The sequence below is a fragment of the Streptomyces sp. NPDC002536 genome, assembly GCF_053594995.1.
The window spans coordinates 1-24,471 of sequence record NZ_JBSFWU010000107.1 but is presented as its reverse complement, the minus strand read 5'-3'; the positions used below and the strand labels follow the sequence as shown (position 1 = coordinate 24,471).

At 71.5% G+C, this 24,471-nt stretch carries 20 protein-coding genes, 5 tRNA genes and 1 pseudogene; 15 read left to right on the top strand and 11 right to left on the bottom strand.

From position 1 onward, the window contains the following. Positions 1–115 precede the first annotated feature (115 nt). Positions 116–766, bottom strand: a complete 651-nt coding sequence (locus tag ACWD4B_RS29285) for a TetR/AcrR family transcriptional regulator (RefSeq protein ID WP_451423565.1) — start codon at positions 764–766, stop codon at positions 116–118. Positions 767–877: 111 nt separating this feature from the next. Between ACWD4B_RS29285 and ACWD4B_RS29280 the strand changes: the two genes are divergently transcribed. Beyond that, on the top strand, positions 878–2,368 hold the full coding sequence (locus ACWD4B_RS29280; protein ID WP_451423564.1) for an FAD-dependent monooxygenase: 1,491 nt from the start codon (positions 878–880) through the stop codon (positions 2,366–2,368). 175 nt (positions 2,369–2,543) lie between these two features. Here the strand turns inward: ACWD4B_RS29280 and ACWD4B_RS29275 are convergent, their stop codons facing one another. After that, positions 2,544–3,161, bottom strand: a complete 618-nt coding sequence (locus ACWD4B_RS29275) for a YceI family protein (protein WP_451423563.1) — start codon at positions 3,159–3,161, stop codon at positions 2,544–2,546. A gap of 188 nt (positions 3,162–3,349) precedes the next feature. Between ACWD4B_RS29275 and ACWD4B_RS29270 the strand changes: the two genes are divergently transcribed. The 3 genes from ACWD4B_RS29270 (at position 3,350) to ACWD4B_RS29260 (ending at position 7,729) form a co-directional block, all read left to right on the top strand. Further along, positions 3,350–5,722, top strand: coding sequence for a polysaccharide lyase 8 family protein (locus ACWD4B_RS29270; RefSeq protein ID WP_451423562.1), 2,373 nt, complete (start codon positions 3,350–3,352; stop codon positions 5,720–5,722). A 209-nt stretch (positions 5,723–5,931) separates the two neighbouring features. Further along, positions 5,932–7,515 (top strand): acyl-CoA carboxylase subunit beta, encoded by a 1,584-nt coding sequence (locus ACWD4B_RS29265; protein ID WP_451423561.1) that lies wholly within the window; start codon positions 5,932–5,934, stop codon positions 7,513–7,515. Between the two features lie 19 nt (positions 7,516–7,534). Further along, the gene (locus ACWD4B_RS29260) at positions 7,535–7,729 is read left to right on the top strand and encodes an acyl-CoA carboxylase subunit epsilon (RefSeq protein WP_451423560.1); all 195 of its coding nucleotides are present in this window, start codon (positions 7,535–7,537) and stop codon (positions 7,727–7,729) included. 118 nt (positions 7,730–7,847) lie between these two features. On the opposite strand, the gene ACWD4B_RS29255 is transcribed toward ACWD4B_RS29260, so the two are convergent. The 8 genes from ACWD4B_RS29255 to ACWD4B_RS29220 form a co-directional block, all read right to left on the bottom strand. After that, positions 7,848–8,429, bottom strand: coding sequence for a GTP-binding protein (locus tag ACWD4B_RS29255; protein WP_171087808.1), 582 nt, complete (start codon positions 8,427–8,429; stop codon positions 7,848–7,850). Then, positions 8,410–8,946: a DUF742 domain-containing protein gene (locus ACWD4B_RS29250; protein WP_336416307.1), complete on the bottom strand. Its 537-nt coding sequence runs from the start codon at positions 8,944–8,946 to the stop codon at positions 8,410–8,412. The genes ACWD4B_RS29255 and ACWD4B_RS29250 overlap by 20 nt, the downstream gene beginning before the upstream one ends. A gap of 84 nt (positions 8,947–9,030) precedes the next feature. Further along, on the bottom strand, positions 9,031–9,444 hold the full coding sequence (locus tag ACWD4B_RS29245; protein WP_336416328.1) for a roadblock/LC7 domain-containing protein: 414 nt from the start codon (positions 9,442–9,444) through the stop codon (positions 9,031–9,033). Between the two features lie 10 nt (positions 9,445–9,454). After that, positions 9,455–12,505, bottom strand: a complete 3,051-nt coding sequence (locus ACWD4B_RS29240) for a nitrate- and nitrite sensing domain-containing protein (RefSeq protein WP_451423559.1) — start codon at positions 12,503–12,505, stop codon at positions 9,455–9,457. Between the two features lie 318 nt (positions 12,506–12,823). Continuing rightward, the gene (locus tag ACWD4B_RS29235) at positions 12,824–13,405 is read right to left on the bottom strand and encodes a GTP-binding protein (protein ID WP_336416305.1); all 582 of its coding nucleotides are present in this window, start codon (positions 13,403–13,405) and stop codon (positions 12,824–12,826) included. After that, positions 13,386–13,793: a DUF742 domain-containing protein gene (locus ACWD4B_RS29230; RefSeq protein WP_336416304.1), complete on the bottom strand. Its 408-nt coding sequence runs from the start codon at positions 13,791–13,793 to the stop codon at positions 13,386–13,388. Before ACWD4B_RS29230 ends, ACWD4B_RS29235 begins: the two co-directional genes overlap by 20 nt. 103 nt (positions 13,794–13,896) lie before the next feature. Next, on the bottom strand, positions 13,897–14,310 hold the full coding sequence (locus ACWD4B_RS29225) for a roadblock/LC7 domain-containing protein (protein ID WP_336416327.1): 414 nt from the start codon (positions 14,308–14,310) through the stop codon (positions 13,897–13,899). A gap of 9 nt (positions 14,311–14,319) precedes the next feature. Further along, entirely contained in the window at positions 14,320–18,012 is a 3,693-nt protein-coding gene (locus tag ACWD4B_RS29220; protein ID WP_451423558.1) for a nitrate- and nitrite sensing domain-containing protein, read from the bottom strand. Between the two features lie 467 nt (positions 18,013–18,479). Here ACWD4B_RS29220 and ACWD4B_RS29215 point away from each other — a divergent pair, with 467 nt between their 5' ends. The 11 genes from ACWD4B_RS29215 (at position 18,480) to ACWD4B_RS29165 (ending at position 24,371) form a co-directional block, all read left to right on the top strand. After that, on the top strand, positions 18,480–18,662 hold the full coding sequence (locus ACWD4B_RS29215; RefSeq protein ID WP_336416302.1) for a hypothetical protein: 183 nt from the start codon (positions 18,480–18,482) through the stop codon (positions 18,660–18,662). 93 nt (positions 18,663–18,755) lie between these two features. Continuing rightward, the gene (locus tag ACWD4B_RS29210; RefSeq protein ID WP_390776696.1) at positions 18,756–19,541 is read left to right on the top strand and encodes a fumarylacetoacetate hydrolase family protein; all 786 of its coding nucleotides are present in this window, start codon (positions 18,756–18,758) and stop codon (positions 19,539–19,541) included. Further along, complete coding sequence (gene gltX, locus ACWD4B_RS29205) at positions 19,534–21,009, top strand: glutamate--tRNA ligase (protein ID WP_451423557.1); 1,476 nt, start codon at positions 19,534–19,536, stop codon at positions 21,007–21,009. The genes ACWD4B_RS29210 and gltX overlap by 8 nt, the downstream gene beginning before the upstream one ends. 88 nt (positions 21,010–21,097) lie before the next feature. Next, positions 21,098–21,829 (top strand): HAD family hydrolase, encoded by a 732-nt coding sequence (locus tag ACWD4B_RS29200; protein ID WP_451423556.1) that lies wholly within the window; start codon positions 21,098–21,100, stop codon positions 21,827–21,829. Between the two features lie 88 nt (positions 21,830–21,917). Continuing rightward, positions 21,918–21,989: transfer RNA gene (locus ACWD4B_RS29195), tRNA-Gln, on the top strand. Positions 21,990–22,058: 69 nt separating this feature from the next. Beyond that, positions 22,059–22,131, top strand: a tRNA-Glu gene (locus ACWD4B_RS29190). 40 nt (positions 22,132–22,171) lie between these two features. Beyond that, positions 22,172–22,244 (top strand) — tRNA-Glu (locus ACWD4B_RS29185). Positions 22,245–22,260: 16 nt separating this feature from the next. Continuing rightward, positions 22,261–22,332 (top strand) — tRNA-Gln (locus ACWD4B_RS29180). Between the two features lie 36 nt (positions 22,333–22,368). Then, positions 22,369–22,441, top strand: a tRNA-Glu gene (locus ACWD4B_RS29175). Positions 22,442–22,528: 87 nt separating this feature from the next. Beyond that, entirely contained in the window at positions 22,529–23,419 is an 891-nt protein-coding gene (locus ACWD4B_RS29170) for an MEDS domain-containing protein (RefSeq protein WP_451423555.1), read from the top strand. Continuing rightward, on the top strand, positions 23,409–24,371 hold the full coding sequence (locus tag ACWD4B_RS29165) for an anti-sigma factor RsbA family regulatory protein (RefSeq protein WP_451423554.1): 963 nt from the start codon (positions 23,409–23,411) through the stop codon (positions 24,369–24,371). The genes ACWD4B_RS29170 and ACWD4B_RS29165 overlap by 11 nt, the downstream gene beginning before the upstream one ends. 5 nt (positions 24,372–24,376) lie before the next feature. On the opposite strand, the pseudogene ACWD4B_RS29160 reads toward ACWD4B_RS29165, so the two are convergent. Next, positions 24,377–24,471, bottom strand: a pseudogene (locus ACWD4B_RS29160) (SPFH domain-containing protein); the annotation flags it as partial.

The following is a 24,471-nucleotide window of genomic DNA, read 5'->3' as shown; positions in this document are numbered from 1 at the left end:
GGTACGTCGACTGCGGGCCGCCCCAGAGGTTCCGGGGCGCAGCCCCGGGCTCCTCGGCTGCGGGCGCGTCGTGGTTGCTCGCGCAGTTCCCCGCGCCCCTGACGGGGCGCGAGCGCTACCCGTAGTGGCCCCCCAACCCGGCGCCGAGCAGGTCGAACGCCCGCTCCGCATCGGCATGGGCACGCTCCAGCGCCTCCGCGGGCTGGCACCCCGAGGACAGGGTGCGCCAGTTGGCGAGGGAGAGGCGGTGGTGGACGGTGATGATCTGGGCGGCCGCCAGCCACGCCGTCAGCTCCTCGCCGGCGCCGCCGCCGGCCTCCCGCAGGGCGTCGGCCAGTTCCTTCTCGTCCCGCGCGGTGAAGCCGATCGTGCGGGCCAGCAGGCCGGGCGTGCCGTAGATCAGATCGTGGAGCGCCCGTACCGCCGGGTGGTCGCTGAATCCCGTCACCGGGTCGTGGGCGTCCAGCCGTGCGTGGAAGTGCGCGCGCAGGGCCGCGAGGGGCGACTGGCCCGCCTCCCGGCCGCGCACCACGCGGGCCGCCTCGCCCTGGTGGTCGGCGATGCGGTGCAGGACCAGGTCCTCCTTGGTGGGGAAGTAGCGGAACAGCGTGGGCTTGGACACCTCTGCCGCCGCCGCGACGTCCGCGACCGACACCTTGTCGAAGCCGTGCTGCAGGAACAGCGCGATGGCCACGTCGGACAGGGCCTGCCGCGTGCGCTGTTTCTTGCGTTCCCGCAGTCCGGTCTGTTCCTGCTGCTCGCTCACGCGCTCCACCCTAGCAGGAAAATCATTACTCGGAAACTTTTGTTACTCAGTTGCGTTTTCTCTCCCGGCGGGCTTGTAATGGGCGTACCGAAACCCAGGGAGGGAACCTTCATGACCGCCACCGACGTACTGATCGTGGGCGCCGGCCCCACCGGGCTGACGCTCGCCTGCACGCTCGCCCGCGCCGGGGTGCCCGTACGCATCCTCGACAAGTCGCCCGGCCCCCACCCCGGTTCGCGCGGCAAGGGCCTCAACCACCGCAGCCGGGAGATCTTCGACGACCTCGGCATCGGGGAGCGCGTGACCGCTGCGGGTGCCGAGCACACGGTGCTCCGCAAGTACCGCGACGGCGTCCCGGTCGCCGACCACGTCGCCTTCGGGGACCGGACCGCCACCCCCGACGTCCCCTACGCCAGTTCGCTGCTGATCCCGCAGTGGCGGATCGAGGGCTTCCTGCGCGACCGCCTCGCCGAGCTCGGCGTCCAGGTCGAATTCGGCTGCGAGGTCGCGGAGTTCGCGCAGGACGCCGACGGGGTCACGGCCGTGCTGGCCGACGGGCGGCGCATCGAGGCGGGCCGGCTCGTCGGCAGCGACGGCGGCCGCAGCTTCGTGCGCAAGGCGCTCGGGGTGGGCTTCGAGGGGGAGACCGAGGCCGAGGAATGCATGGTCATCGGTGACGTGCGGGCCGACGGCCTCGACCGCGGCTACTGGCACCAGTGGTTCGACGAGGACGGCGGCCTGATGCTCTGCCCGTTCCCCGGCAGCGACCACTGGCAGCTCCAGGGCATGCCCGAACGGAACGCGCAGGGCGAGGTCATGGAGCCGACGCTGGAGATGTTCCAGCGGCTCCTCGACCGCCACGCCCGGATCCCCGGGGTGCAACTCGCCGACCCCACCTGGGTCTCCACCTACCGCATCAACGTCCGCATGGCCGACCGCTTCCGCGTCGGCCGGGTCTTCCTCGCCGGGGACGCCGCGCACGTCCACTCCATCGCCGGGGGGCTGGGCATGAACACCGGCATCCAGGACGCGTTCAACCTGGGATGGAAGCTCGCCCTGGTCGTCAACGGGCAGGCGGGGGAGGGGCTGTTGGACACCTACGAGGAGGAGCGGCTGCCCGTCGCCGCGTGGACGCTGAACGTCACGAGCGAGGGGCTGCGCCGGGTGCGCGAGGGCATCAGGGAGGCGGGTGTGGGCACCGAGGCGGGGCTCATCGCCGACGGCACCACGCTGAGTGTGGGCTACCCGCAGAGCTCGCTCGCCTGGGGCGGCCCGCAGACGGGGGAGCGGGCGCCGGACGCGCCCTGCCGGGACGCGGCGAGCGGCAGGGCCGTCCGCCTCTTCGAGGTCTTCGCGGGACCGCACTTCACACTGCTCGGCTTCGGGGCGGGCAGCGAGGCGGCACTGGCCGAGGCGGGGGAGCGGTTCCCGGGGCTGGTGCGGACGTTCCTCGTGGACGACCACGAGGGCCACGCGCGCAAGGCCTACGAGGTGGACGGCGACGGGCTGGTGCTCGTACGGCCGGACAACCACGTCGCACTGAGCACGGCGGCGGACCGGGGCGCCGAGGTCATGGACCGGTTGAGCCGCCTCGGTCGCTGAGCTGTACGGCACCACGGCGCCCCGTCAGGGGCGCGGGGAACTGCGCGACCGGCCACGACGCACCCGCAGGTGACGTGCCACACCGGGGTTGTCCATCGGCTGCAGGCCGTCCTGGGCCGGTCGCGCAGTTCCCCGCGCCCCCTGACGGGGCGCGAAGGCTCGCCCGACACAACGCCTAGGCCTGAGGGGCGGCCTTGACGGCGGAGATGTCGAAGGTGAGCTTCACCTTGTCGCTCACCATCACGCCGCCGGCCTCCAGGGCCGCGTTCCAGGTCAGGCCCCAGTCGGAGCGCAGGATCTCGGTGCTGCCCTCGAAGCCCACGCGCTCCATGCCGTAGACGTCGGTGGCGGAGCCGTTGAACTCCAGGTCGATGGCGAGCGGGCGGGTGACGTCCTTGATGGTGAGGTCGCCGGTGATGCGGTAGCGCTCGCCGCCGAGCTGCTCGGCCCCGGTCGAGCGGAAGGTCATCTTCGGGAAGCGCTCGGCGTCGAAGAAGTCGCCGCCGCGCAGGTGGGCGTCGCGGTCCTCGATGCCGGTGTCCACGCTGGCGATGGTCACGTCGAGCGAGGCGGTGGACCGGGACGGGTCGGAGCCGTCGAGGCGCAGGGTGCCCTCGTGCTCGGTGAAGGAGCCGCGGACGTTGGTGACCATGGCGTGGCGCACGGTGAAGCCGATGCTGCTGTGGGCGGCGTCGATGCTGTAGTCGCCGGTCAGCGCGGCGAGGGCCGGGTCGACGTCGAGGACGGCGGTGGCGGCGGGGGCGGTGCTGTTCTTGCGGGAGAAGATGCCCATGACTGGCTCCTTGGCGAGATCGAGTTCGTTGAACCTTCAACGACATTGACGAAGGTAGCGCGATCTGGTTCAACTTTCAACAGTTCCGTGCGAGAGGAGGCGCGGGGAATCCGACGGGGCCCATTGCGGCCTCGTCACCGCCGTGCCACCGTGTCCCTCCGGCTCCGCCGTCACCGGGAGGGATCCCTGTGCCCGCAGTTCCCTGGACCCGCCGAGGCTTTCTCCTCGCCGCCTCCGCCGTCGGCGCCCTCGGGCTCGCCCCCGCCGCCGACGACCCGTTCGCCCGGCTGCGGCGCCGCTGGCGGGAGCTGACGCTCGGCACCGGCTTCGACCCGGCCGCCGAGCCCTACGCGTCCGCCCTGCACCGCACCGGCGACCTCGCCCGCACCTACCGGACGGGCATGCGCCCCGCCCCCGGCTCGCTCTGGCCCGACGCGCCCTTCGACCCGCCCGCCGGCATCACCCTCAGCCACGCCCGGCTGTTCACCATGGCCCGGGCCTGGGCCCAGCCCGGCACCGGGCTCACCGGCGACCCGGGCCTGGCCGCCGCCGTCCTCGCCGGGCTCGACCACGTCCACGACCGCGTCTACCGCCCCGGCACCACCCCCTACGGCAACTGGTGGGAATGGCAGATCGGCACCCCCCGGCTGCTGCTGGACACCCTGACCCTGCTGTACGAGGAGGCCGGCGCCGCCCGGCGGGCCGGACTCCTCGACGCCGTCGGCCACTTCGTGCCCGACACGGTCCTCGGCTCGTACACCGGCACCAGCACCGGCGCCAACCGCGTCGACCTCTGCCGCGTCGTCGCCCTGCGCGGCATCCTCGGCGCCTCCCCGGCCCGGACCGCCCTTGCGCGGGACGCCCTCTCGCCCGTCTTCCCCCACGTCACACAGGGCGACGGGCTCTACGCCGACGGCTCGTTCGTCCAGCACACCTGGGTCGCCTACACCGGCACCTACGGCTGCGTGCTGCTCGACGGGCTCGCCCGGCTCTTCGCCCTGCTGCACGGATCGGACTGGGAGGTCACCGACCCCGCCCGGCAGAACGTCCTCGACAGCGTCGAGCACGCCTTCGCGCCCCTGATCCACGACGGTCTCGTCACCGACAGCGTCTCCGGCCGGGCCGTCAGCCGCGGCCTGCAGAGCGCCGACCCCGACGGGCTGCTGCAGAGCGACCACCAGCGGGGCCACGCGGTCGTCGCCGCCGTCGCCCTGCTCTGCGAGGCCGCCTCGCCGGAGGAACGGGCCCGCTGGCAGGGGATGGTCAAGGGGTGGATCGCGCGCGACACCACCCTCCCGGTGCGCACGGACCCGCAGTTCGGCGTCGCCGACCTGGCCCGGCTCGCCGCCGTCGACGCCGCCCCCGTCCCGCCCGCGCCCGAACCCGTGGGCCACCGCCTCTTCGCCGCCATGGACCGCGCCGTGCACCGCCGCCCGGACTGGGCCGCCGTGATCGCCATGTGCTCGGACCGCATCACCTACTACGAGAACGGCAACGGCGAGAACCCCCGCGGCTGGCACACCGGCGCCGGAATGCTCACCTGGTGGGGGCCCGGCAACGGCGCCCAGTACACCGACCACTTCTGGCCCACCGCCGACCCCTACCGGCTCCCCGGCACCACGGTCTCCGCGCTGCGCCTCGCCGACGGCCAGGGCGGCGGCTGGGGTGCGCCGAAGCCGGACGTGCGCTGGGTGGGCGGGGCCACGGACGGGGAGTACGCGGCCGTCGGACAGCACCTCAAGGGGCTCGGCTCCTCGCTGGAGGCGCACAAGTCCTGGTTCTGCACGGAGGACGCCGTCGTCTGCCTCGGTGCGGGCATCACCGCCGAGGACGGCACGGCCGTCGAGACGGTCGTCGACCACCGCAACCTCGGCGAGCACGGCACCGCCGCCCTCACCGTCGACGGCGAGAGGCAGCCCTGCACCGACGGCTGGTCCGCCTCCTTCGACTGCGCCCGCTGGGCCCACCTCGCGGGACACGGCGGCTGGCTCTTCCCCGGCGGCGCCCGGCTGGAGGCCCTGCACGAGGCGCGCACCGGGCGCTGGTCGGACATCAACACGGGCGGCTCCACGGCCCCCGTGACCCGCAGCTACCTGACCCTGTGGCACCCCCACGGCACGGACCCCGAGGACGCCGCCTACGCCTACGCCCTGCTGCCCGGCGCCACGCCCGCCGCCCTCGCCGCCCGCGCCGAGGACCCCGACTGGCTCGTCGTCCTCGCCAACACCCCCGCCGTCCAGGCCGTCCACCTCCCCCGGCAGGGGCTGACCGCGGCCACCTTCCGCGCCCCCGGCCGCATCGGCCCCGTCGAGGTCTCGGCCCCCGCCTCCGTGCTCGTCCGCGTCCGCCGGCAGGAGGGAACGGTCTCCCTCCACCTCGCCGACCCGCTGCGGGCCGGCGCCCCCGTCGACCTCACCTGGCACCGCCCTGTGACGAACGTCACCCGATGCGATCCGTCGGTTCGGGTGATCGCCACACATCCCGCGTTGCGCCTGCACATCGCGCCGGGTACCGAATGCGTCACGCAGAGCTGTCGCGGCAAAGTCGGGGGAATTCCCTAAGTGCCTGAATACTCACCCTGGTCAGACGGTGCATGTCACCTTCGACTCCAGTGATACTTGTGGAGTATCCACAGCGTGGTTCGAGTGGCGCTCGACCCCGAACTGATAAGGGTGCAGTGCAGTTCTGTTCTGCCTGCCCACCAAATCGCGCACTACGTTGTGAGGAATCGACATGATGTTCCGGGGGCCTCGCCACGTACCGTCTATCCATGAGCAATCTCGAAGGTGCGCCCGAAGAGGCGAGTGACGTCCGTGGGCGCGTCGCCGAGCTGCACGCCATCCGCGAGCAGGTTCGGCGAGGTCCGAGCGAGCGGGCTACCCAGGCACAGAAGGCCAAGGGGAAGCTGACCGCCCGCGAGCGCATTGATCTTCTGCTGGACGAGGGCTCGTTCTCCGAGGTGGAGCCGCTGCGGCGGCACCGGGCCACCGGCTTCGGGCTGGAGGCCAAGCGCCCCTACACGGACGGCGTGATCACCGGCTGGGGCACGGTCCACGGCCGCACGGTCTTCGTCTACGCACACGACTTCCGGATCTTCGGCGGCGCGCTGGGCGAGGCCCACGCGACCAAGATCCACAAGATCATGGACATGGCCATCGCGGCCGGTGCCCCCCTGGTCTCGCTGAACGACGGCGCCGGGGCCCGCATCCAGGAGGGCGTCTCCGCCCTCGCCGGCTACGGCGGGATCTTCCAGCGCAACACCAAGGCCTCCGGCGTCATCCCGCAGATAAGCGTGATGCTCGGCCCCTGCGCGGGCGGCGCCGCCTACTCGCCGGCGCTCACGGACTTCGTGTTCATGGTCCGCGAGACCTCCCAGATGTTCATCACCGGCCCCGACGTGGTCCGCGCGGTGACGGGCGAGGAGATCACCCAGAACGGCCTGGGCGGTGCCGATGTGCACGCCGAGACCTCCGGCGTGGCCCACTTCGCCTACGACGACGAGGAGACGTGCCTGGAGGAGGTGCGCTACCTCCTCTCGCTGCTCCCGCAGAACAACCGCGAGAACCCGCCGCGCGTGGACTGCACGGACCCCGCCGACCGCACCGGCGAGGCCCTGCTGGACCTGGTGCCCGCCGACGGCAACCGCCCGTACGACATGCGCAAGGTCATCGAGGAGGTCGTCGACGACGGCGAGTACCTCGAGGTCCACGAGCGCTGGGCGACCAACATCATCTGCGCGCTGACCCGGCTGGACGGCCAGGTCGTGGGCATCATCGCCAACCAGCCCCAGTCGCTGGCCGGCGTGCTGGACATCGAGGCCTCGGAGAAGGCCGCTCGGTTCGTCCAGATGTGTGACGCCTTCAACATCCCCATCGTCACCCTTTTGGACGTACCCGGCTTCCTGCCCGGCGTCGACCAGGAGCACGGTGGGATCATCAGGCACGGAGCAAAGCTGCTGTACGCGTACTGCAACGCGACCGTGCCCCGGATCTCGGTGATCCTCCGGAAGGCCTACGGGGGTGCGTACATCGTCATGGACTCCCAGTCGATCGGCGCCGACCTGACCTACGCCTGGCCGACGAACGAGATCGCGGTCATGGGCGCGGAGGGCGCGGCCAACGTGGTCTTCCGCAAGCAGATCGCCGATGCCGACGACCCGGAGGCCATGCGCGCCCGCATGGTCAAGGAGTACAAGGCCGAGCTGATGCACCCGTACTACGCCGCCGAGCGCGGCCTGGTCGACGACGTCATCGACCCGGTCGAGACCCGGCAGGTGCTCATCCGTTCCCTGGCCATGCTCGCCAACAAGCACGCGGACCTGCCCTCGCGCAAGCACGGCAACCCGCCCCAGTAAACGAAAGCCGGCACCCACCATGAGTGACACGCTCGTACGCGTCGAGAAGGGCACCGCGGACGCCGAGGAACTGGCGGCCGTCACCGCCGTCCTGCTCGCCCGCGCCGCCGCCACCCAGGACAGCGCCCCCGCCCGCCCGCGCCGCTCCACCGCGGCCTGGCGCCGCCTGGAGCGCAGCTCGGGCTTCCGGGCCCCGCACAGCTGGCAGGGCTGAACGGACAAACGACGAGGGCCCCGCACTCCATTGGAGTGCGGGGCCCTCGTCGTGCGCCCGCCAGGGCGCCCCGTCAGGGGCGCGGGGAACTGCGCGACCAGCCACAGCGGACCCGCAGTTACCGCAGACGCGCCATGAGCGCGTGCTCGACCAGAGTGATGAGGGCACTCTTGGCCTCGTTCCGATGCCGCGCATCGGTAATGATGATCGGCGCGTCGGGGCCGATCTGGAGCGCTTCGCGGACCTCGTCCGGGGTGTAGGGCTGGTGTCCGTCGAAGCCGTTGAGGGCGATGACGAAGGGGAGCCCGCTGTTCTCGAAGTAGTCGACCGCGGGGAAGCAGTCGGCGAGACGGCGGGTGTCCACCAGCACCACGGCACCGATCGCGCCGCGCACCAGGTCGTCCCACATGAACCAGAAGCGGTCCTGGCCCGGGGTGCCGAACAGGTACAGGATCAGGTCCTGGTCGAGCGTGATACGGCCGAAGTCCATGGCCACGGTCGTCGTGGTCTTGTCCGGCGCGTGGGTGAGGTCGTCGATGCCCGCCGAGGCGGAGGTCATCACGGCCTCGGTGCGCAGCGGGTTGATCTCCGAGACCGCGCCGACGAACGTGGTCTTGCCCACACCGAAGCCACCCGCGACCACGATCTTTGCGGAGGTGGTGGAGCGGGCTGCCTCGCCGCTAGAGGTTCCGAAGTCCACTGAGCACCCTTTCGAGCAGTGTCACGTCAGGCTGTCCGCCGGCGGACGCGTCGCCGCCGGGCTGATGAATGGCGACGAGTCCGGCCTCCGCCAGGTCGGCTACGAGGATCCGGGCGACGCCGAGCGGGATGGAGAGAAGTGCGGAGATCTCGGCAACCGACTTGATCTCATGGCACAGGTGGCAGATGCGCTGGTGTTCCGGCAACTGCCCGTGGAGCTGGGCCGGCTGGGCCGTGGTGTGCACCAGCGCCTCGATGGCGAGCTGGTATCGCGGCCTGGTCCGGCCGCCGGTCATCGCATAGGGACGGACCAGCGGGTTGTGCTTGCCGCCGGAGGCCGACGGCGCATTCGGCGCGGCGGCGCGCCGGTGGTTCTGGGGCTGGACCGGCACACGCGGAGGGCGTGGCTGCTCACCCTGTGCGCGGTGGCTCGGCGCGGAGGGGAAGTTGTAGTGGTTCAGCGGGGGTTGGGCCTGCTGGTCATGTCCATACGGGTAACCGCCTGGGGGCGTTGCCACGTCTCCTCCTCCAACTCGCCTGTCTGCTGCTGGTCGCGCCACCGCACCCTATGGCGCGGTGGCGCGAAACGCACTGCCTCTTTGCTAGTTGAGAAGGCTCCCCTGCAGTTCGGAGCGGAGCTCCGGCGTCAGGACGTTGCCTGCGCGGTCGACCAGGAGGGCCATCTCGTAGCCCACGAGGCCGATGTCGCACTCCGGGTGCGCCAGGACGGCCAGCGAGGAGCCGTCCGAGATCGACATGATGAAGAGGAAGCCGCGCTCCATCTCCACCACGGTCTGGTTGACCGAACCTCCCTCGAAGATCCGGGAGGCACCCGCGGTCAGCGAGGTGAGGCCGGAGGCGACAGCCGCCAGCTGGTCGGCGCGGTCCCGCGGAAAGCCTTCGGACATCGCCAGAAGGAGTCCGTCGGCGGAGACCACGACGGTGTGGGACACCCCTGGGGTGTTGTCCACGAAACTGGTGATCAACCAGTTCAGGTTCTGCGCCGCCTGGCTCATCGGGCTCACACTAACGCTCCTGATCGTAGGTGCCGCCGGGGCCGAAGCCCTGGTCGTGTTGCTCATGCTGCTGGTGCGAGGGCGACGGGAACTCCGCGGAGTCCGTGCCCGCACTGCGCCCCTGCTGGATGCCACGGCGCAGGTTGGCGAGCCTGCCCCGGACGTCTTCCGGTGCGCGGGATATCTGGGGGCCGTTCTGGGCGGTCTGCTCCGCCTTGCCCTCGACCAGGTTGGCCTTGGGCACCCGGCGGGGGAGACCGGAGGAGGTCACTCCGCCGGCCTTCGGCTGCCGGAGCTGCTCGGCACGCTGCCAGCGCTGGTCGTTCGCCGACTGCCAGCCGCCGTCCCCGTCCTGAGGCTGCGGTGCGGCCTCCGGTCGGGACTGCTCCGGCTGTGCGCGGTTACCCGTGGCCTCCTCACCCGTCGCGGGCTGCTGCCACTGCCGGTCGCGGCGCGGCAGACCGGACCCGGTCAGCGAGTGGGAGCCGCTCGAGGCGGGGCCCGGACGGTCGAACTCTACGCGCTCCGGCTGTGCCGTGTCAGCGGTCGGCCGGGATTCCGATTCCGCTGCGTAACCCTGGCCGTAGCCGTGCTGGTACGGACCTGCCTCGCTCCACTCCCCTTGGTACCCGGGGGTGTTGAGGGCGTCGTAGGCCTGCGGGACCTCGGCGGCCGGCTCCGCGTAGGCGCCTTCCGGATACGTCTGCGGGAACTGCTGCTCCACCGGTGCCTGCGGCTGCGGCGGGAACTGCTGGTCCTGCGGCGGTACGGGCTCCTGCTGCACCGCGGGTATCTCGTCGCGGAACAGCGGGCGGTTGTCGGCCAGCGCGGCACGCCGTTCCCCGCGCCGCAGCGAGCGGCCCACGGAGTCCAGCGGGGCGCCGCCGGCGTCCGGCCGGGGCTCGTACTGCGAGTCGTCGAAGCCGAGGTCGGCGGCCGTGAGCGTCCCGCCCATGGGCTGGGCCTGCTGCTCGGGCACGATCCGGGAGACCGTGAAGTCGTCGTCGGCCTGCGCCTCGCCACCGCCACCGTGCGTGATCGCATCCGGCAGCATGACCAGCGACGTGGTGCCCGCCTGCTCGCCCGAGGGGCGCAGCTGCACGCGGATGCCGTGCCGGGTGGCCAGCCGGCCGACCACGAACAGGCCCATGCGCTGGGCGATGGCGACGTCTACGGTCGGCGGGTTGGCCAGCTTGTGGTTGATGTCCGCGAAGTCCTCGGGGGTGAGCCCGATGCCCTTGTCGTGGATCTCGACCATGATGCGGCCGTCCGGCAGCCGGGTCGCGGTGACGCGGACCTTGGTGTGCGGCGAGGAGAACGTGGTGGCGTTCTCCAGCAGCTCGGCCAGCAGGTGCACGAGGTCGGTGACGGCCAGGCCGTGGATCTCGGCCTCGGGCACGCCGGACAGCTCGATGCGCTCGTAGGCCTCCACCTCGGAGGTGGCCGCGCGCAGCACGTCCACCAGCGGGATGGGCTGGTCCCAGTGCCGGCCGGGCTCCTCGCCCGCGAGGATGAGGAGGTTCTCGCCGTTGCGCCGCATACGGGTGGCCAGGTGGTCGAGCCGGAAGAGGTTCTCCAGCTGGTCCGGGTCGGCCTCGTTGTTCTCCAGGTCGGTGATCAGGGTCAGCTGGCCCTCGATCAGACTCTGGTTGCGGCGCGAGAGGTTGGTGAAGATCGCGTTGACGTTGCCCCGCAGCAGGGCCTGTTCGGCGGCGAGCCGGACGGCCTCGCGGTGCACCTGGTCGAAGGCGCGGGCGACCTCGCCGATCTCGTCCTTCGTGGTGATCGGGATCGGCTGGACGCGGGTGTCCACCTTGCCCGGGTCGGTCCGCGAGAGCTGGTCGACGAGCGCGGGCAGCCGCTGCTCGGCGACCTCGAAGGCCGCGCCGCGCAGCCGGCGCATGCTGCGGCTCATCGAGCGGGCCATGCGGCCGGCGATCACGAAGGCGCCGAGGAGCACGAGCACCAGGATCGAGGAGGTGACGATCGCGTAGGTCTGGGCGTCCGAGGAGATCGTCTCGGCCTCGTCCACAGCCTTGTTGGCCATGTCCGCCTCGACCGAGCGGTAGGCGCTGAACTTCGCGGTGGCGGCGGGCAGCCAGGTGTCGGCCGTGACGCCCTTGGCCTTCAGCTGGGCGTTGGTGGCGCCGGAGCTGATGACGGTGGCCATCTTGGTGGCGTCACCGACCGCCGCGTCGGCGGCGAAGGTGTCCTGGAGCTTCTTGATGTCCGACGGGGTACCGCCGGCCTCGTACTCGCCGTAGGCGATGTACTCCAGGAAGTTGTAGGAGGAGAAGGACGTCAGCAGCACCTGGCGGTTGGCCGCGCTGCCCGGGTCGAGCAGCAGGTGGGTGCCGATGGAACGCTGCAGCGAAACGGCGGCCTTCGCCAGGGAGATGGCGTAGACGGTACGGCCGTAGGAGGACACGTTGCCGGTGCCCAGGCCGACGCCCAGCTCGTTGGTGAAGGCCATGAGCGGACGCTGGATGGCGCCGTAGCCGTCCTCGGTCTGCGCCCCGGGCAGGGCGGAGGTGTAGGCGGCCTTGCGCAGCTTGGGCAGCGTCGCCTCGGTGTCGCGGACGAGCTTGAGGCGGCGCTTGAGGGTCTCGGTGGCCGGCATGCTCTCGACGGCCTTGTCGAAGTCCGCGCGGGCGGAGTCCGTGGCGTCCCGGGCCTTCTTGATGACCGGGTCCTCGCTGCGGCCCTCGAGCAGCGGCTTGGCGGTCAGGTCGCGCTCGTCGATGAGGAAGTGCGCGTAGGTGTCCGCGGCCCGCACGACACGGGCGGTGTTGGCGGCGTCCTTGGCGTCGAACCAGGTGTTGACCGAGTTCGTCACGTCGAGGCCGCCGAAGATCAGGGCGACGACCACCGGGATCAGCAGGATCGCGTTCAGCCGTACCGCCACCCGCCAGTTGCGCGGGGAGAACCTGCCGCCGCGGCCCGTGTCGGGCACGGGGGCTTCGGGAACGTCGGAAGGCGGCGCCGCATCGCGCGACGGCGGGGTGAAGTTGCCCCGCTCGGCTCGCGTCTCCTGCGCGGCGCCCGACTTTCTACGCCTCACTCGACCAACAACCTCTCGGCGTCTGTACCTGCGCTGTGCCGTCTGTTCCTGTACCGGTCCCCGACGGATCGGTCCGGGAATTCCAGCACGCCGGGCAGGTGCATTCCAAACAACGGACAGAGCCCGTAAAGGCCGCGATGTGCCGGACATAAAACGGGCATTAAGAGCGAGCGGCGCCAAATGGCCGGGGAAACGTGTGCAGAAAGCGATCGACCGGACGCGGCGAGTGGCCACGTCCGGTCAATTCACTGTCGAAACCGTTATGAAGCCCAAGGCAACCAGTCATCGACCGTGGTGTATCCCACAGCGCTCGCGGGTCTATTTCAGCCGGGCCATCAGGGCGTGCTCGACCAGAGTGATCAGAGCGCTCTTGGTCTCGTTCCGGTGCCGGGCGTCCGTCGTGATGATCGGGGTGTCCGGACCGATCTGGAGCGCCTCGCGGACTTCCTCCGGTGCGTAGGGCTGGTGTCCGTCGAAGCCGTTGAGGGCGATGACGAAGGGGAGCCCGCTGTTCTCGAAGTAGTCGACCGCCGGGAAGCAGTCGGCCAGGCGGCGGGTGTCCACCAGGACCACGGCACCGATCGCGCCGCGCACCAGGTCGTCCCACATGAACCAGAAGCGGTCCTGGCCCGGCGTGCCGAACAGATACAGGATGAGATCGTCGTCCAGCGTGATGCGGCCGAAATCCATCGCCACGGTCGTCGTGGTCTTGTCCTGGACGTGGCTCAGATCGTCGATGCCCGCCGAGGCGGAGGTCATCACGGCCTCGGTGCGCAGCGGACTGATCTCCGAGACGGCGCCGACGAACGTGGTCTTGCCGACGCCGAAGCCGCCCGCCACCACGATCTTCGCCGACGTGGTGGAGCGGCCGACGCCTCCGCTAGAGCTTCCGAAGTCCACTGAGAACCCTTTCGAGCAGTGTCACATCCGGCGTCCCGCCGGACTCCCCGCTGCCGCCCGGCTGGTGGATCGTCACCATGCCGGCCTCCGCCAGGTCCGCCACCAGGATCCGCGCCACGCCCAGGGGCATGTTCAGCAGCGCGGAGACCTCCGCGACCGACTTGACCTCCCGGCACAGGTGGCAGATCCGCTGGTGCTCGGGAAGCAGCCCTCCCAGGTGGGCCGGGTCGGCCGTCGAGCTCACCAGCGCCTCGATGGCGAGCTGGTAGCGCGGCCGGGTGCGACCCCCCGTCATGGCATAGGGGCGGACGAGCGGCTGGTCACCTTCACTCCCGTACGACGCGTAATCATTGGCGCCGTACGGGCCGGGCGAGGCGGGCGGGGTCATGAATCCTCCGGACGGGACAGCAGGAAGGCAATAATGCCGCCGAGCAGGTGGCCGGTGGGGGGTTTTCGGCCGTACGGTCGGACGGTTTATGCGGCGTGTGCGGTCAGTTGAGCAGGCTGCCCTGGAGTTCGGAGCGGAGCTCCGGCGTCAGGACGTTGCCTGCGCGGTCGACCAGGAGGGCCATCTCGTAGCCCACGAGGCCGATGTCGCACTCCGGGTGCGCCAGGACGGCCAGGGACGAACCGTCCGAGACCGACATGATGAAGAGGAAGCCGCGCTCCATCTCCACCACGGTCTGGTTGACCGCGCCCCCTTCGAAGATCCGGGACGCTCCGGCCGTGAGCGAGGTCAGTCCCGAGGCGACCGCGGCCAGTTGGTCGGCGCGGTCCCGCGGGAAGCCCTCGGACATCGCCAGCAGAAGGCCGTCGGCGGAGACGACCACCGTGTGGGACACCCCCGGGGTGTTGTCCACGAAGTTGGTGATCAACCAGTTCAGATTCTGTGCCGCCTGGCTCATCGGACTCAACTAACGCTCCTGCTGGTAAGTGGGGCCAACATTGTGACTGCCGGTGGTCGAGCCGTTTCCGGCCTGACGTCCCTGCTGGATGCCCCGGCGGAGATTGGTCAGCCGGCCGCGCACCTCTTCGGGCGCACGCGAGACCGCCGGACCGGTCGGGACGGACTGTGCCTGCTCGGCCGTTCCGTCGACAAGATTTGCTCGCGGCACGCGGCGCGGCAGACCCGAGGAGGTGATGCCTCCGGCCGCGGGCTCGCGGACCTGCTCGGCGCGGCGCCAGCGCTCGTCGTTCGCGGACGGCGCGGGGGCGGCGGCCGCCGCCCGGCGCGGCTGCTCGCCGTCGCCGGACTGCTGCTCGCCCGCTGCACCGCGGAACCAGTGCGACTCCAGCTCGTCGAAGAGCGGAGACGATTCGCCCGCGGCGGGCACGCGGTGCTGCCCGGTGTCACCGGACCCGGCCGGCGCCGCGAACTGACCGGTGTTGCTTCCCAGCGGGTCACCGGCGGTGCCGGGCTGGGTGAACTGGCCGGTCGTGCTGTTCGGGTGCTCGCCGGAGTGCGGCAGGGCGAACTGCCCGGTGTCGCCGGGCAGGTGGTTCTGTCCGGTGTCCGACGGGTCGCCGGGGAGGGCGAACTGGCCGGTGCCGCCGGGCAGCTGGTTCTGGCCCGTGTCCGAGGGGTTGCCCGGTACGGGGAACTGGCCGGTGCTGCCGGGCAGGTGGTTCTGGCCCGTGTCCGACGCGTCGCCGGGCACGGTGAACTGACCCGTACCGCCGGGGAGGCGGTTCTGGCCGGTGTCGGACGGGCTGCCGGGCACGGGGAACTGACCCGTACCGCCCGGCAGGTGGTTCTGTCCGGTGTCCGACGGGTCGCCGGGGAGGGCGAACTGGCCGGTGCCACCGGGCAGCCGGTTCTGGCCCGTGTCCGAGGGGTTGCCCGGTACGGGGAACTGGCCCGTGGTGCCGGGCAGCTGGTTCTGACCGGTGTCCGACGCGTCGCCGGGCACCGCGAACTGGCCGGTGCCGCCCGGGCCGCCGGGCAGAGCGAACTGGCCGGTGCCGCCGGACGTGCCCGCCGGGGCGGGGGTGTCGTCGGTGATGGGCGCGAACTGGGCCGTGTCGCCCGGCCCGCCGGACAGCGTCGCGCCGCCCGGAGCCGGCTGGGCGAACTGCCCCGTGCCCTCGACGTCCTCGTGGCCGCGCGGGGTCTCCTGCGCACCGCGCGGAGCGCTGTCCGAGGACACCGGCCAGTCGTCCACGGGAGCCTTGCGGCCGCCGGACGGCTGCCCGGCACCGGGACCGCTGCCGTTGCCCCAGCTCGGGGCCTGGCCCCGGGCCGGAAGCTGCGGAGCCCGGCCGTCCGCCCCCGCCGGAGGCGGCACGGCGCCGCCCTTGCGGCCCGCACCGCCACGGGGTGCGGTGTCGAAGAGGCTGCCCGCCGCGGCACCGCCGCTCGGGCCGAGGCCGGCACCGCCGCGGGTCGGCAGGCCGCCCGGCGTCGCGCCACGGCCGCCGCCCAGCGCCGGGCGCGGACCGCTGCCCGGCACCTCGCGCCGCTGGCCGGGACCGCCGGCCGGACCGGCCGGGAGGCCGCCCTTGCCGCCGGGACCGCCCTGCGCACCCGGCGCCGGCTTCTTGTGGCCCTGGGCCACGTCGACCGGCAGCATGACGAGCGCGGTGGTGCCGCCCGAGTCGGACGGGCGCAGCTGGATGCGGATGCCGTGTCGCAGGGACAGGCGGCCGACCACGAACAGACCCATGCGGCGCGAGACGGAGACGTCCACGGTCGGCGGGCTGGCGAGCCGCTCGTTGATGGACGCGAGGTCCTCGGGCGACAGGCCGATGCCGGTGTCGTGGATCTCGACGAGCACGCGCCCGTCGGGCAGTGCGTGACCGGTGACCTTGACCTTGGTCTGCGGGGACGAGAACGAGGTCGCGTTCTCGAGCAGCTCGGCGAGCAGGTGCACGAGGTCGTTGACGACGCGGCCGGCGACCTCGGTCGGCGGCACGCCGCTGAGTTCGATGCGCTCGTACTGCTCCACCTCGGACGCGGCGGCACGGAGCACGTCGACGAGCGGCACGGGCCGGGTCCACCGGCGGCCGGGCTCCTCGCCCGCGAGGACGAGGAGGTTTTCGCCGTTACGGCGCATACGGGTCGCGAGGTGGTCGAGCTTGAAGAGCGAGGACAGCTGGTCCGGGTCCGCCTCGCGGCTCTCGAGCTCGGAGATGAGCGAGAGCTGACGCTGGATGAGGCCCTGGCTGCGGCGCGAGAGGTTGGTGAACATCGCGTTGACGTTGCCCCGGAGGAGGGCCTGCTCGGCGGCGAGCCGGACCGCTTCCTGGTGCACGTGGTCGAACGCCGCGGCCACCTTGCCGATCTCGTCGCGGCTGTGCACGCCGACGGACTCCACGGACGTGTCGACGTCCTGCGGGTCGGTCTCGGACAGCTGCTTGACGAGCTCCGGCAGTCGGTCCTGGGCGACCCGGGTCGCGGTGTCCTGCAGCCGGCGCAGGGAGCGCACCATGGAGCGGGCCACGACGAAGGCGCCGACGAGGGAGATGCCGAGGACGAGGACGATCAGCGCACCGTTGAGGATGGCCTCCTGGTTGGCCTCGTCCTTCAGGTCGGCGGCCTTCTGGTCCATCTCCGAGAGGAGCGTGGTCTCGATCTTGGCCATTTCCTCGAGCTTCACGCTGTCCTGGTCGTACCAGTCCAGGTAGCTCTTGGGCTCGCTCTTCAGGCCGTCGGCCTTGCCCAGGACGCGCTCGGCGAAGGTGTTCGCCGAGGTGATGTCGGGGATGCCGCCGTTGAGCGCCTTGAGCAGGGAGCCCGAGGCGTTGGCGTCGATGGCCGTGAAGCGGCGCATCGCCTCGTCCTCGGCGTCCAGCGCGGACTTGCCGTACTGCCGGTCGTTCGCCGAGAGGGCGGCGCCGCCGGGGCGGGCCAGGGCGGCACTGATCACGGCCCGCTGGATGGACGCGTACTCCTTGGCGGCGGAGAACGTGGCCAGCGCGCGGGTCGCGGTGATCATGTCGCTGTCGCTGGTGGCCTGGGCCATGTCCTGGGACAGGGTCAGCAGTGAGTTGATCAGGCCGTCGTAGTTGTTGACGGACTGGGAGAGGAAGTCCTTGTCCGTGTAGGCGCTCTGCCGGACTTCCTTGATCTTGTCCAGCTGCTTGGAGATGTCGACCAGGGTGGTCGTCACGCCGACCATCGTGGGGTCGTTCGGCTTGACCTTCGCAGTGGTCTGGCGGAACGCGTCGATGGCCCGGTCGGCCTTCTGCCGGGAGGCGAGGACCTTGTCGTCCTTGGGGTTGCCGGAGATGATCGGGCCCGCGGACTGGTCGCGCTCCTGCTGGAGCGCGTCGGCGAGCTGGGTCGCCTTACCGGTCATCTCCGTCAGAAGCTTCATGTGGTCGAGCTGGTCGACCTTCTGCAGCGAGGTGTCGATGCGCAGGGCGCCCAGGGTCGTCGCGGCGACGACCGGGAGGGCGAGCAGGGACACCAGACGGGTACTGATGCGCCAGTTGCGCAGGGCTATTCGTGAGCCCGTTCCGCTCGGCTCCTTGGCCTGCGGCTGCTCGGCGGCCTCGGCGCCGTCCGGCGTCGCGTTCGGCGCGTCGGCCGAAGCGCCGCGGTCGGTCGCACCACGCGGCTCCGGCTCCGCCGCAGCGCTGCCATCCCTCTTGAAACGTCCCTGCACTAGCGTCGCAACCTCTGGACCAGGCGTCCCGCCGCAGGCGGAGGGACGGTGTCGAGTCGTGGGGGGACCGCGGTGCCCCCCTGGCGGTCCCCGGAATTCCAGCACAGTGCCCGATCTCCCAACAAGGCCGGTGGTCCGGGTCGCACATGCCACTACGCGGCGTATCCGGCATCGTCACGCACTGTCGAATATTGGTTTGCCCAATTCGGACTTTTAGCGATGAGTCGTCAGTCCAGTGCTGGTCGCAGGGCCCTGTCCCAGTCGCCATGATCAGGAGCGGAACGTCTGATTCAGCCCCCCAATGTCCGTTTCGCGGCTGTGAAGTGAGCGTCCGTTATGCGGCATTTCCGGGCTTCCTCGTGAGCAAACTCACAGGAAACCCATGACTTGGCGGGCGACTCCGTGGGGATGGACGCGCCTAGCCTGGTCCTTTACACAACCGCGAGAAGGACAACGCGAGGCCCTCAGTGAAGTCAGTGAAGACCGCCAACCCGCGCCGCACCACGCTGGCCCACCTCGAGGACGCCGCCGGGCTGGGCGTCGCCGAGGCCGACCGCCCGCAGCACGCCCTGCAGCTGCCCCAGGTGACCGCCAATCCGCGGCGCACGGTCCTGATGACGGCTCCCGTCGTCCAGGTGCCGCAGGACTGACCCCCGGCCGCGCACGGGCCGCCTGTGCACCCCCGCGATAGCCTGGGGTTCCAGATTCCGGCCGGACAAGACAAAAAGGGGCACAGGCTTCCCGTGCGCATCGCCAGGTTCTCCATCGACGGCAACGTCGCTTTCGGCGTCGTGGAGGGGGACGCCTCCACCGAAGGCGGCCCCGTCCTCGACATCATCAAGGGACATCCCTTCGCCGAGTTCGAGCGCTCCGGGAAGAAGATCCCGCTGAGCAAGGTGCGGCTGCTGCCGCCGGTGCTGCCCAACAAGGTCGTCGCCATCGGCCGCAACTACGCCGAGCACGCCGCAGAACTGGGGAACGACGTCCCCGAGGTGCCTGTCACCTTCTTCAAGCCGTCCACCGCGGTGATCGGCCCGGGCGACCCCATCGCCTACCCCTCCTTCTCCAGCGAGCTCCACCACGAGGCCGAGCTCGCCGTCGTCATCGGCCGCATGTGCCGCGAGGTCCCGCGCGAGCGCGTCAAGGACGTCGTCCTCGGCTACACCTGCGCCAACGACCTCACCGCGCGCGACGTCCAGCGGCGCGAGCAGCAGTGGGCCCGGGCCAAGGGCTTCGACACCTCCTGCCCGCTCGGCCCGTGGATCGAGACCGAGATCGAGGACCCGGCGAACCTCGGCATCATGTGCACCGTCAACGGCGAACAGCGCCAGCTGGGCCGGACGAGCGACATGGTGCGCTCCGTCGAGGACCTGATCGTCCACATCACCGAGGCGATGACGCTGCTCCCCGGCGACGTCGTCCTCACCGGCACCCCGGCCGGGGTCGGACCCCTCAACGTCGGCGACGAGGTCGCCGTCACCATCGAAGGCATCGGCACTCTCACCAACAAGGTGATCAAGCGTGGCTAACGGATCCGTCCGCGTACGTTTCTGTCCCTCCCCGACCGGCAACCCCCACGTGGGCCTGGTCCGGACCGCCCTGTTCAACTGGGCGTTCGCCCGGCACCACGGCGGCACCCTGGTCTTCCGCATCGAGGACACCGACGCGGCGCGCGACTCCGAGGAGTCGTACGAGCAGCTCCTGGACGCCATGCGCTGGCTGGGCCTGGACTGGGACGAGGGCCCCGAGGTGGGCGGCCCCTACGCGCCGTACCGCCAGTCGCAGCGGATGGACACCTACCGGGACGTCGCCGCCAAGCTGCTGGAGCGCGGCTTCGCGTACAAGTGCTACTGCACCACCGAGGAGCTCGACGCCCGCCGCGAGGCCGCCCGTGCCGCCGGCAAGCCGTCCGGCTACGACGGCCAGTGCCGCGAGCTGACCGCCGAGCAGGTCGCCGCGTACGAGGGCGAGGGCCGCACGCCCATCGTCCGCTTCCGGATGCCCGACGAGCCGATCACCTTCACCGACCTGGTGCGCGGCGAGCTCACCTTCACCCCGGAGAACGTGCCGGACTTCGGCATCGTCCGGGCCAACGGCGCGCCGCTCTACACGCTCGTCAACCCCGTCGACGACGCCCTGATGGAGATCACCCACGTCCTGCGCGGCGAGGACCTGCTCTCCTCCACCCCGCGGCAGATCGCCCTCTACCGCGCCCTGGCCGAGATCGGCGTGGGCAACGGCACCACCCCGCAGTTCGGGCACCTGCCGTACGTGATGGGCGAGGGCAACAAGAAGCTCTCCAAGCGCGACCCGCAGTCCTCCCTCAACCTCTACCGGGAGCGCGGCTTCCTGCGCGAGGGCCTGCTCAACTACCTCTCGCTGCTGGGCTGGTCGCTCTCCGCCGACCAGGACATCTTCACGATGGACGAGATGGTCGCGGTGTTCGACGTCAAGGACGTCAACGCCAACCCGGCCCGCTTCGACCTCAAGAAGTGCGAGGCCGTCAACGCGGACCACATCCGCCGCCTGGACCCGAAGGCGTTCGCCGACGCCTGCGGCCCCTGGCTGCGCGCCCCGCACGCCCCCTGGGCGCCGGAGCAGTTCGACCAGGCCGCCTGGGAGGCCATCGCGCCGCACGCCCAGACCCGCCTCACGGTGCTCTCCGACATCACCGCCAACGTCGACTTCCTCTTCCTGGACGAGCCCGTCGAGGACGAGGCGTCCTGGCAGAAGGCGATGAAGGAGGGCTCGGACGCCCTGCTGCGCAGCGCCCGCCGGAAGCTGGCCGACTGCGACTGGACCGCGGACGCGCTCAAGGCCGCCGTCGTCGCCGCCGGCGAGGAGCACGGCCTGAAGCTGGGCAAGGCCCAGGCCCCGGTCCGCGTCGCCGTCACCGGCCGCACGGTCGGCCTCCCGCTGTTCGAGTCCCTGGAGATCCTGGGACGCGAGCGCACGCTGGCGCGCGTGGACGCCGCGCTGGCGAAGCTGGAGCGCTGACGCGCGGTCCACTCCGTGCACGCCGTGCCCGAGGGGCCCGGCCGCCGATCCTGGCGGCCGGGCCCCTCGGGCTTCTACCGTCGGAAGCATGGCCGTACGCGCAGTGCTGTGGGACGTCGACGACACCCTCTTCGACTACACGGGGTCCGACCGCCGTGGGGTGCTGCGGCATCTGGAGGCCGAGGGCGTCGCCCTCGGCGACGGCGGGGCCGAGTCGGCCTGGCGGCTGTGGCGCGACGTGATGGAAGTCCAGTTCGCCCGCTTCCTCGCCGGCGAGCTCGGCTTCCGGGAACACCGCCGCGAGCGCGCACGGGCCTTCCTGGGCGCCCCGCTGGGCGATGCGGAGGCCGACGCCTGGTTCGCCCGCTACATCGCGCACTACGAGGCCGCCTGGACCCTCTTCCCGGACGCCCGGCCCGCCCTGGACGCCCTCGCCCCGCACTGCCGGCAGGCGGTGCTCTCCAACTCCGCCACCAGGCACCAGAAGCGCAAGCTGCGCACCCTGGGAGTCCGCCGCCGCTTCGAACGCGTGCTGTGCGCCGACCGGATCGGACGGGCCAAGCCCGACCCGCGCGCCTTCCACGCCGCCTGCGCGGCCCTGCGCCTGGCCCCCGGCCAGGTCGTCTACGTGGGCGACCAGCTGCGCACGGACGCCGTCGCGGCCCGGGACGCCGGGCTGCACGGCGTGTGGCTGGACCGTACGGGCGAGGCCGCGGAGGCGGTCGTTCCGGAGGGGGTGCGGCGGATCGGAGGGCTCGGTGAGCTGCCCCTGCTGCTGCGCGGAGTTATCGATTTTGGAGCCCCGTCCACCTTCGGGTAATGTTCTTCCTGCGCCGCCCGAGAGGGCCGAGAGGCCGGAGAGGACGGCGCAGGCCGGACAAGACCCCTTCCGGGGGGTGGAGTTACGGTGGGGTATGGTGTAATTGGCAGCACGAGGGTTTCTGGTTCCCTTAGTCTAGGTTCGAGTCCTGGTACCCCAGCAAGAGAAAATCGCTTCGAATTCTCTTGATAAGCTTCGGAACGAAGCAAGAAGCAAAAGCGCAGTGCGAGCCCCCGTTGTGTAGCGGCCTAGCACGCCGCCCTCTCAAGGCGGTAGCGCCGGTTCGAATCCGGTCGGGGGTACTGATTCCTGGAGGGGGAAACCTCAAAAGGGATCGCTAGGGCCCCCGTTGTGTAGCGGCCTAGCACGCCGCCCTCTCAAGGCGGTAGCGCCGGTTCGAATCCGGTCGGGGGTACTGGTTGAAACCACCATGGGGTATGGTGTAATTGGCAGCACGAGGGTTTCTGGTTCCCTTAGTCTAGGTTCGAGTCCTGGTACCCCAGCGCGTTTTGTTCCGAAGTCTTCGGGACGAAAAGCAGGCCCCCGTTGTGTAGCGGCCTAGCACGCCGCCCTCTCAAGGCGGTAGCGCCGGTTCGAATCCGGTCGGGGGTACAAGAGGAAAGAATGCCTTTCGCTTCGGCGGAGGGCATTTTTTCATGCGCTCTTCCGCGGTATCCGGGGCGGCGCGATAATCCCCGCATGGTCCATGCCCATGGCGTGCGCCGCCGCGTCCACGTCGGTGACCTCCGGCCCGGCGACCACGCATGTCTGCTGTTCACGTCGGACGAGGAGCGGGCCTCGGTCCTGCGGGACTTCGTCCTGGGGGGCCTGGACGCGGACGACAAGATCCTCTACCTCACCGCGGAGCCGGCCCCGCCCGGACCCGACGCCCTGCTCCGGCGATGCCGCCTCGCGAGCGTGCCCGCCGTGCCGGCCGGGCGGCTCGAAGTGGTCGCGCTCGCCGAATTCCTCACCGCCGAGGGGCGGTTCGAGCCCGCGGCCGTGCTCGCGCGGCTGCGCACGGCGGCCGACCGGTCGCAGGCCGAGGGACGCCGCGCGCTGCGCGTCGCGGGGGACCTGTGCGCGGACGGGGTGCCGGACCTCCCGCGGCTGCTGGAGTACGAGGCGCTGCTGGACGGGGAGTTCGGCTCCGGCCGGGCACTGGCCGTCTGCCAGTACGACCTGCGCCGCTGCGGGCCGGGCGCACCGGACGCCCTCGAGTCGGCGCACGCCGGCAGCGTCGAGGCGGACCCGCTGGTCCGCACGGCCGACCTCGTCGTGGTCCGCACGTACCGGCCGCAGGGCCTGCGCATCGAGGGCGTGGTCGACGCCGGGGCCCACCCCCGGCTGCGGGACGCGCTGCGCTCGGTGGCGGCCGTCCGCGAGGACGTGCGGCTGGAGATGTCCCGGGTGGAGTTCCTGGACCTGGCGGGCCTGCGGCTGCTGATGACCTTCGCCCGGGCCCGTGCCGCCCGGCACTGCACGGTCGAGCTCACCGGGCTGCTGCCGCACCTGCTGCACGTCATCACGATGATCGGCTGGGACCGCACCCCGGGCCTCCGGCTGGGGGCGGCGGCCCATGCCTGCTGACGGCCCGGCCGGCGACGGATTCGTCCACCACGCGTGCCTGTACGGCACCGACGCGGAGTTCCTGGCGACGGCGGTGCCGTTCGTCCGGGACGGGCTGGTGGCGGGGGAGCCCGTGCTGGCCGCCACGACGCCCGCCAACATCGACCTGCTCCGGCGGGCCCTGGGGGAGCGGGCGCACGCGCTGGACACCGCCGAGACCGCGTACTTCGGACGCCGGCCCGTGGAGCGCGTCTCGGCCTTCCTGCGCTACCACGACCGCCGCGCCCGTCCCGGGCGCCGCACGCGGATGCTCGCGGAGCCGGTGTGGTGCGGGAGGTCCGCGCGCCAGGTCGCGGAGTGGAAGCGCATGGAGTCCGGGCTCAACGTGCTGCTGGCCGGGCTGCCGGTGTGGATGATCTGCCCGTACGACACCAGGAACGTCCCGGCGGACGTGGCCCGGGCCGCCTGCGCCACGCACCCGGCCCGGCTGGACGGCCGGCGCCTGATCCCCTGCACCGGCTACGCCGAGCCGGCGGCCTACGCGGCCGGGGTGGCCCCGCCGCGGGCCTCTGCGCCCGCAGGGGCGGCGCGGACGGGCCCGACGACCAGGGCCGCCACGGTGCGGCTGTTCGCCCGCGAGAGAGCCGCTGCGGCGGGTCTGGACGGGGAACGGCTGGGACTGGCCGTCCTGGCCGTCTGCGAGGCCGCGGCCTACCTGCTGGCGCCGGCGGGCGCCCGGGTGGCCCTCCGGGCCTGGGAGGAGCCGGGGCAGCTCGTCTACGAGCTGCTGTGCACGGGGCTTGCCCCGGTTCCGGCACCGATGTTCGCGGGCTACCGCCCGCCGGGGGGCCGGCCGGGGCCGGAGGACGGGCTGTGGCTGGCGCGGTCCTTGGCGGAATCCCTGGACATCAGGGCCCAGGGGGCCCTGACCCGGCTGACCCTACGGGTGAAGGGACCCCGCACCTTCGGCTGAGGCGGGGCCCGGGCGTCGGTGACCTGGTAGTAGATGACGGTGTCGATGTTGACGACCAGGTTGTCCTGGGTGATCACCGGCTGCGGGGGGAACGGGACGA

Excerpts from the sequence above, each read along its gene's own strand:
- ACWD4B_RS29280 (WP_451423564.1), top strand. The coding sequence starts at position 878 with ATGACCGCCACCGACGTACTGATCGTGGGCGCCGGCCCCACCGGGCTG.
- ACWD4B_RS29275 (WP_451423563.1), bottom strand. The coding sequence starts at position 3,161 with ATGGGCATCTTCTCCCGCAAGAACAGCACCGCCCCCGCCGCCACCGCC.
- ACWD4B_RS29265 (WP_451423561.1), top strand. The coding sequence starts at position 5,932 with ATGAGCAATCTCGAAGGTGCGCCCGAAGAGGCGAGTGACGTCCGTGGG.
- ACWD4B_RS29260 (WP_451423560.1), top strand. The coding sequence starts at position 7,535 with ATGAGTGACACGCTCGTACGCGTCGAGAAGGGCACCGCGGACGCCGAG.
- ACWD4B_RS29245 (WP_336416328.1), bottom strand. The coding sequence starts at position 9,444 with ATGAGCCAGGCGGCGCAGAACCTGAACTGGTTGATCACCAGTTTCGTG.
- ACWD4B_RS29230 (WP_336416304.1), bottom strand. The coding sequence starts at position 13,793 with ATGACCCCGCCCGCCTCGCCCGGCCCGTACGGCGCCAATGATTACGCG.
- ACWD4B_RS29225 (WP_336416327.1), bottom strand. The coding sequence starts at position 14,310 with ATGAGCCAGGCGGCACAGAATCTGAACTGGTTGATCACCAACTTCGTG.
- ACWD4B_RS29200 (WP_451423556.1), top strand. The coding sequence starts at position 21,098 with ATGGCCGTACGCGCAGTGCTGTGGGACGTCGACGACACCCTCTTCGAC.
- ACWD4B_RS29170 (WP_451423555.1), top strand. The coding sequence starts at position 22,529 with ATGGTCCATGCCCATGGCGTGCGCCGCCGCGTCCACGTCGGTGACCTC.
- ACWD4B_RS29165 (WP_451423554.1), top strand. The coding sequence starts at position 23,409 with ATGCCTGCTGACGGCCCGGCCGGCGACGGATTCGTCCACCACGCGTGC.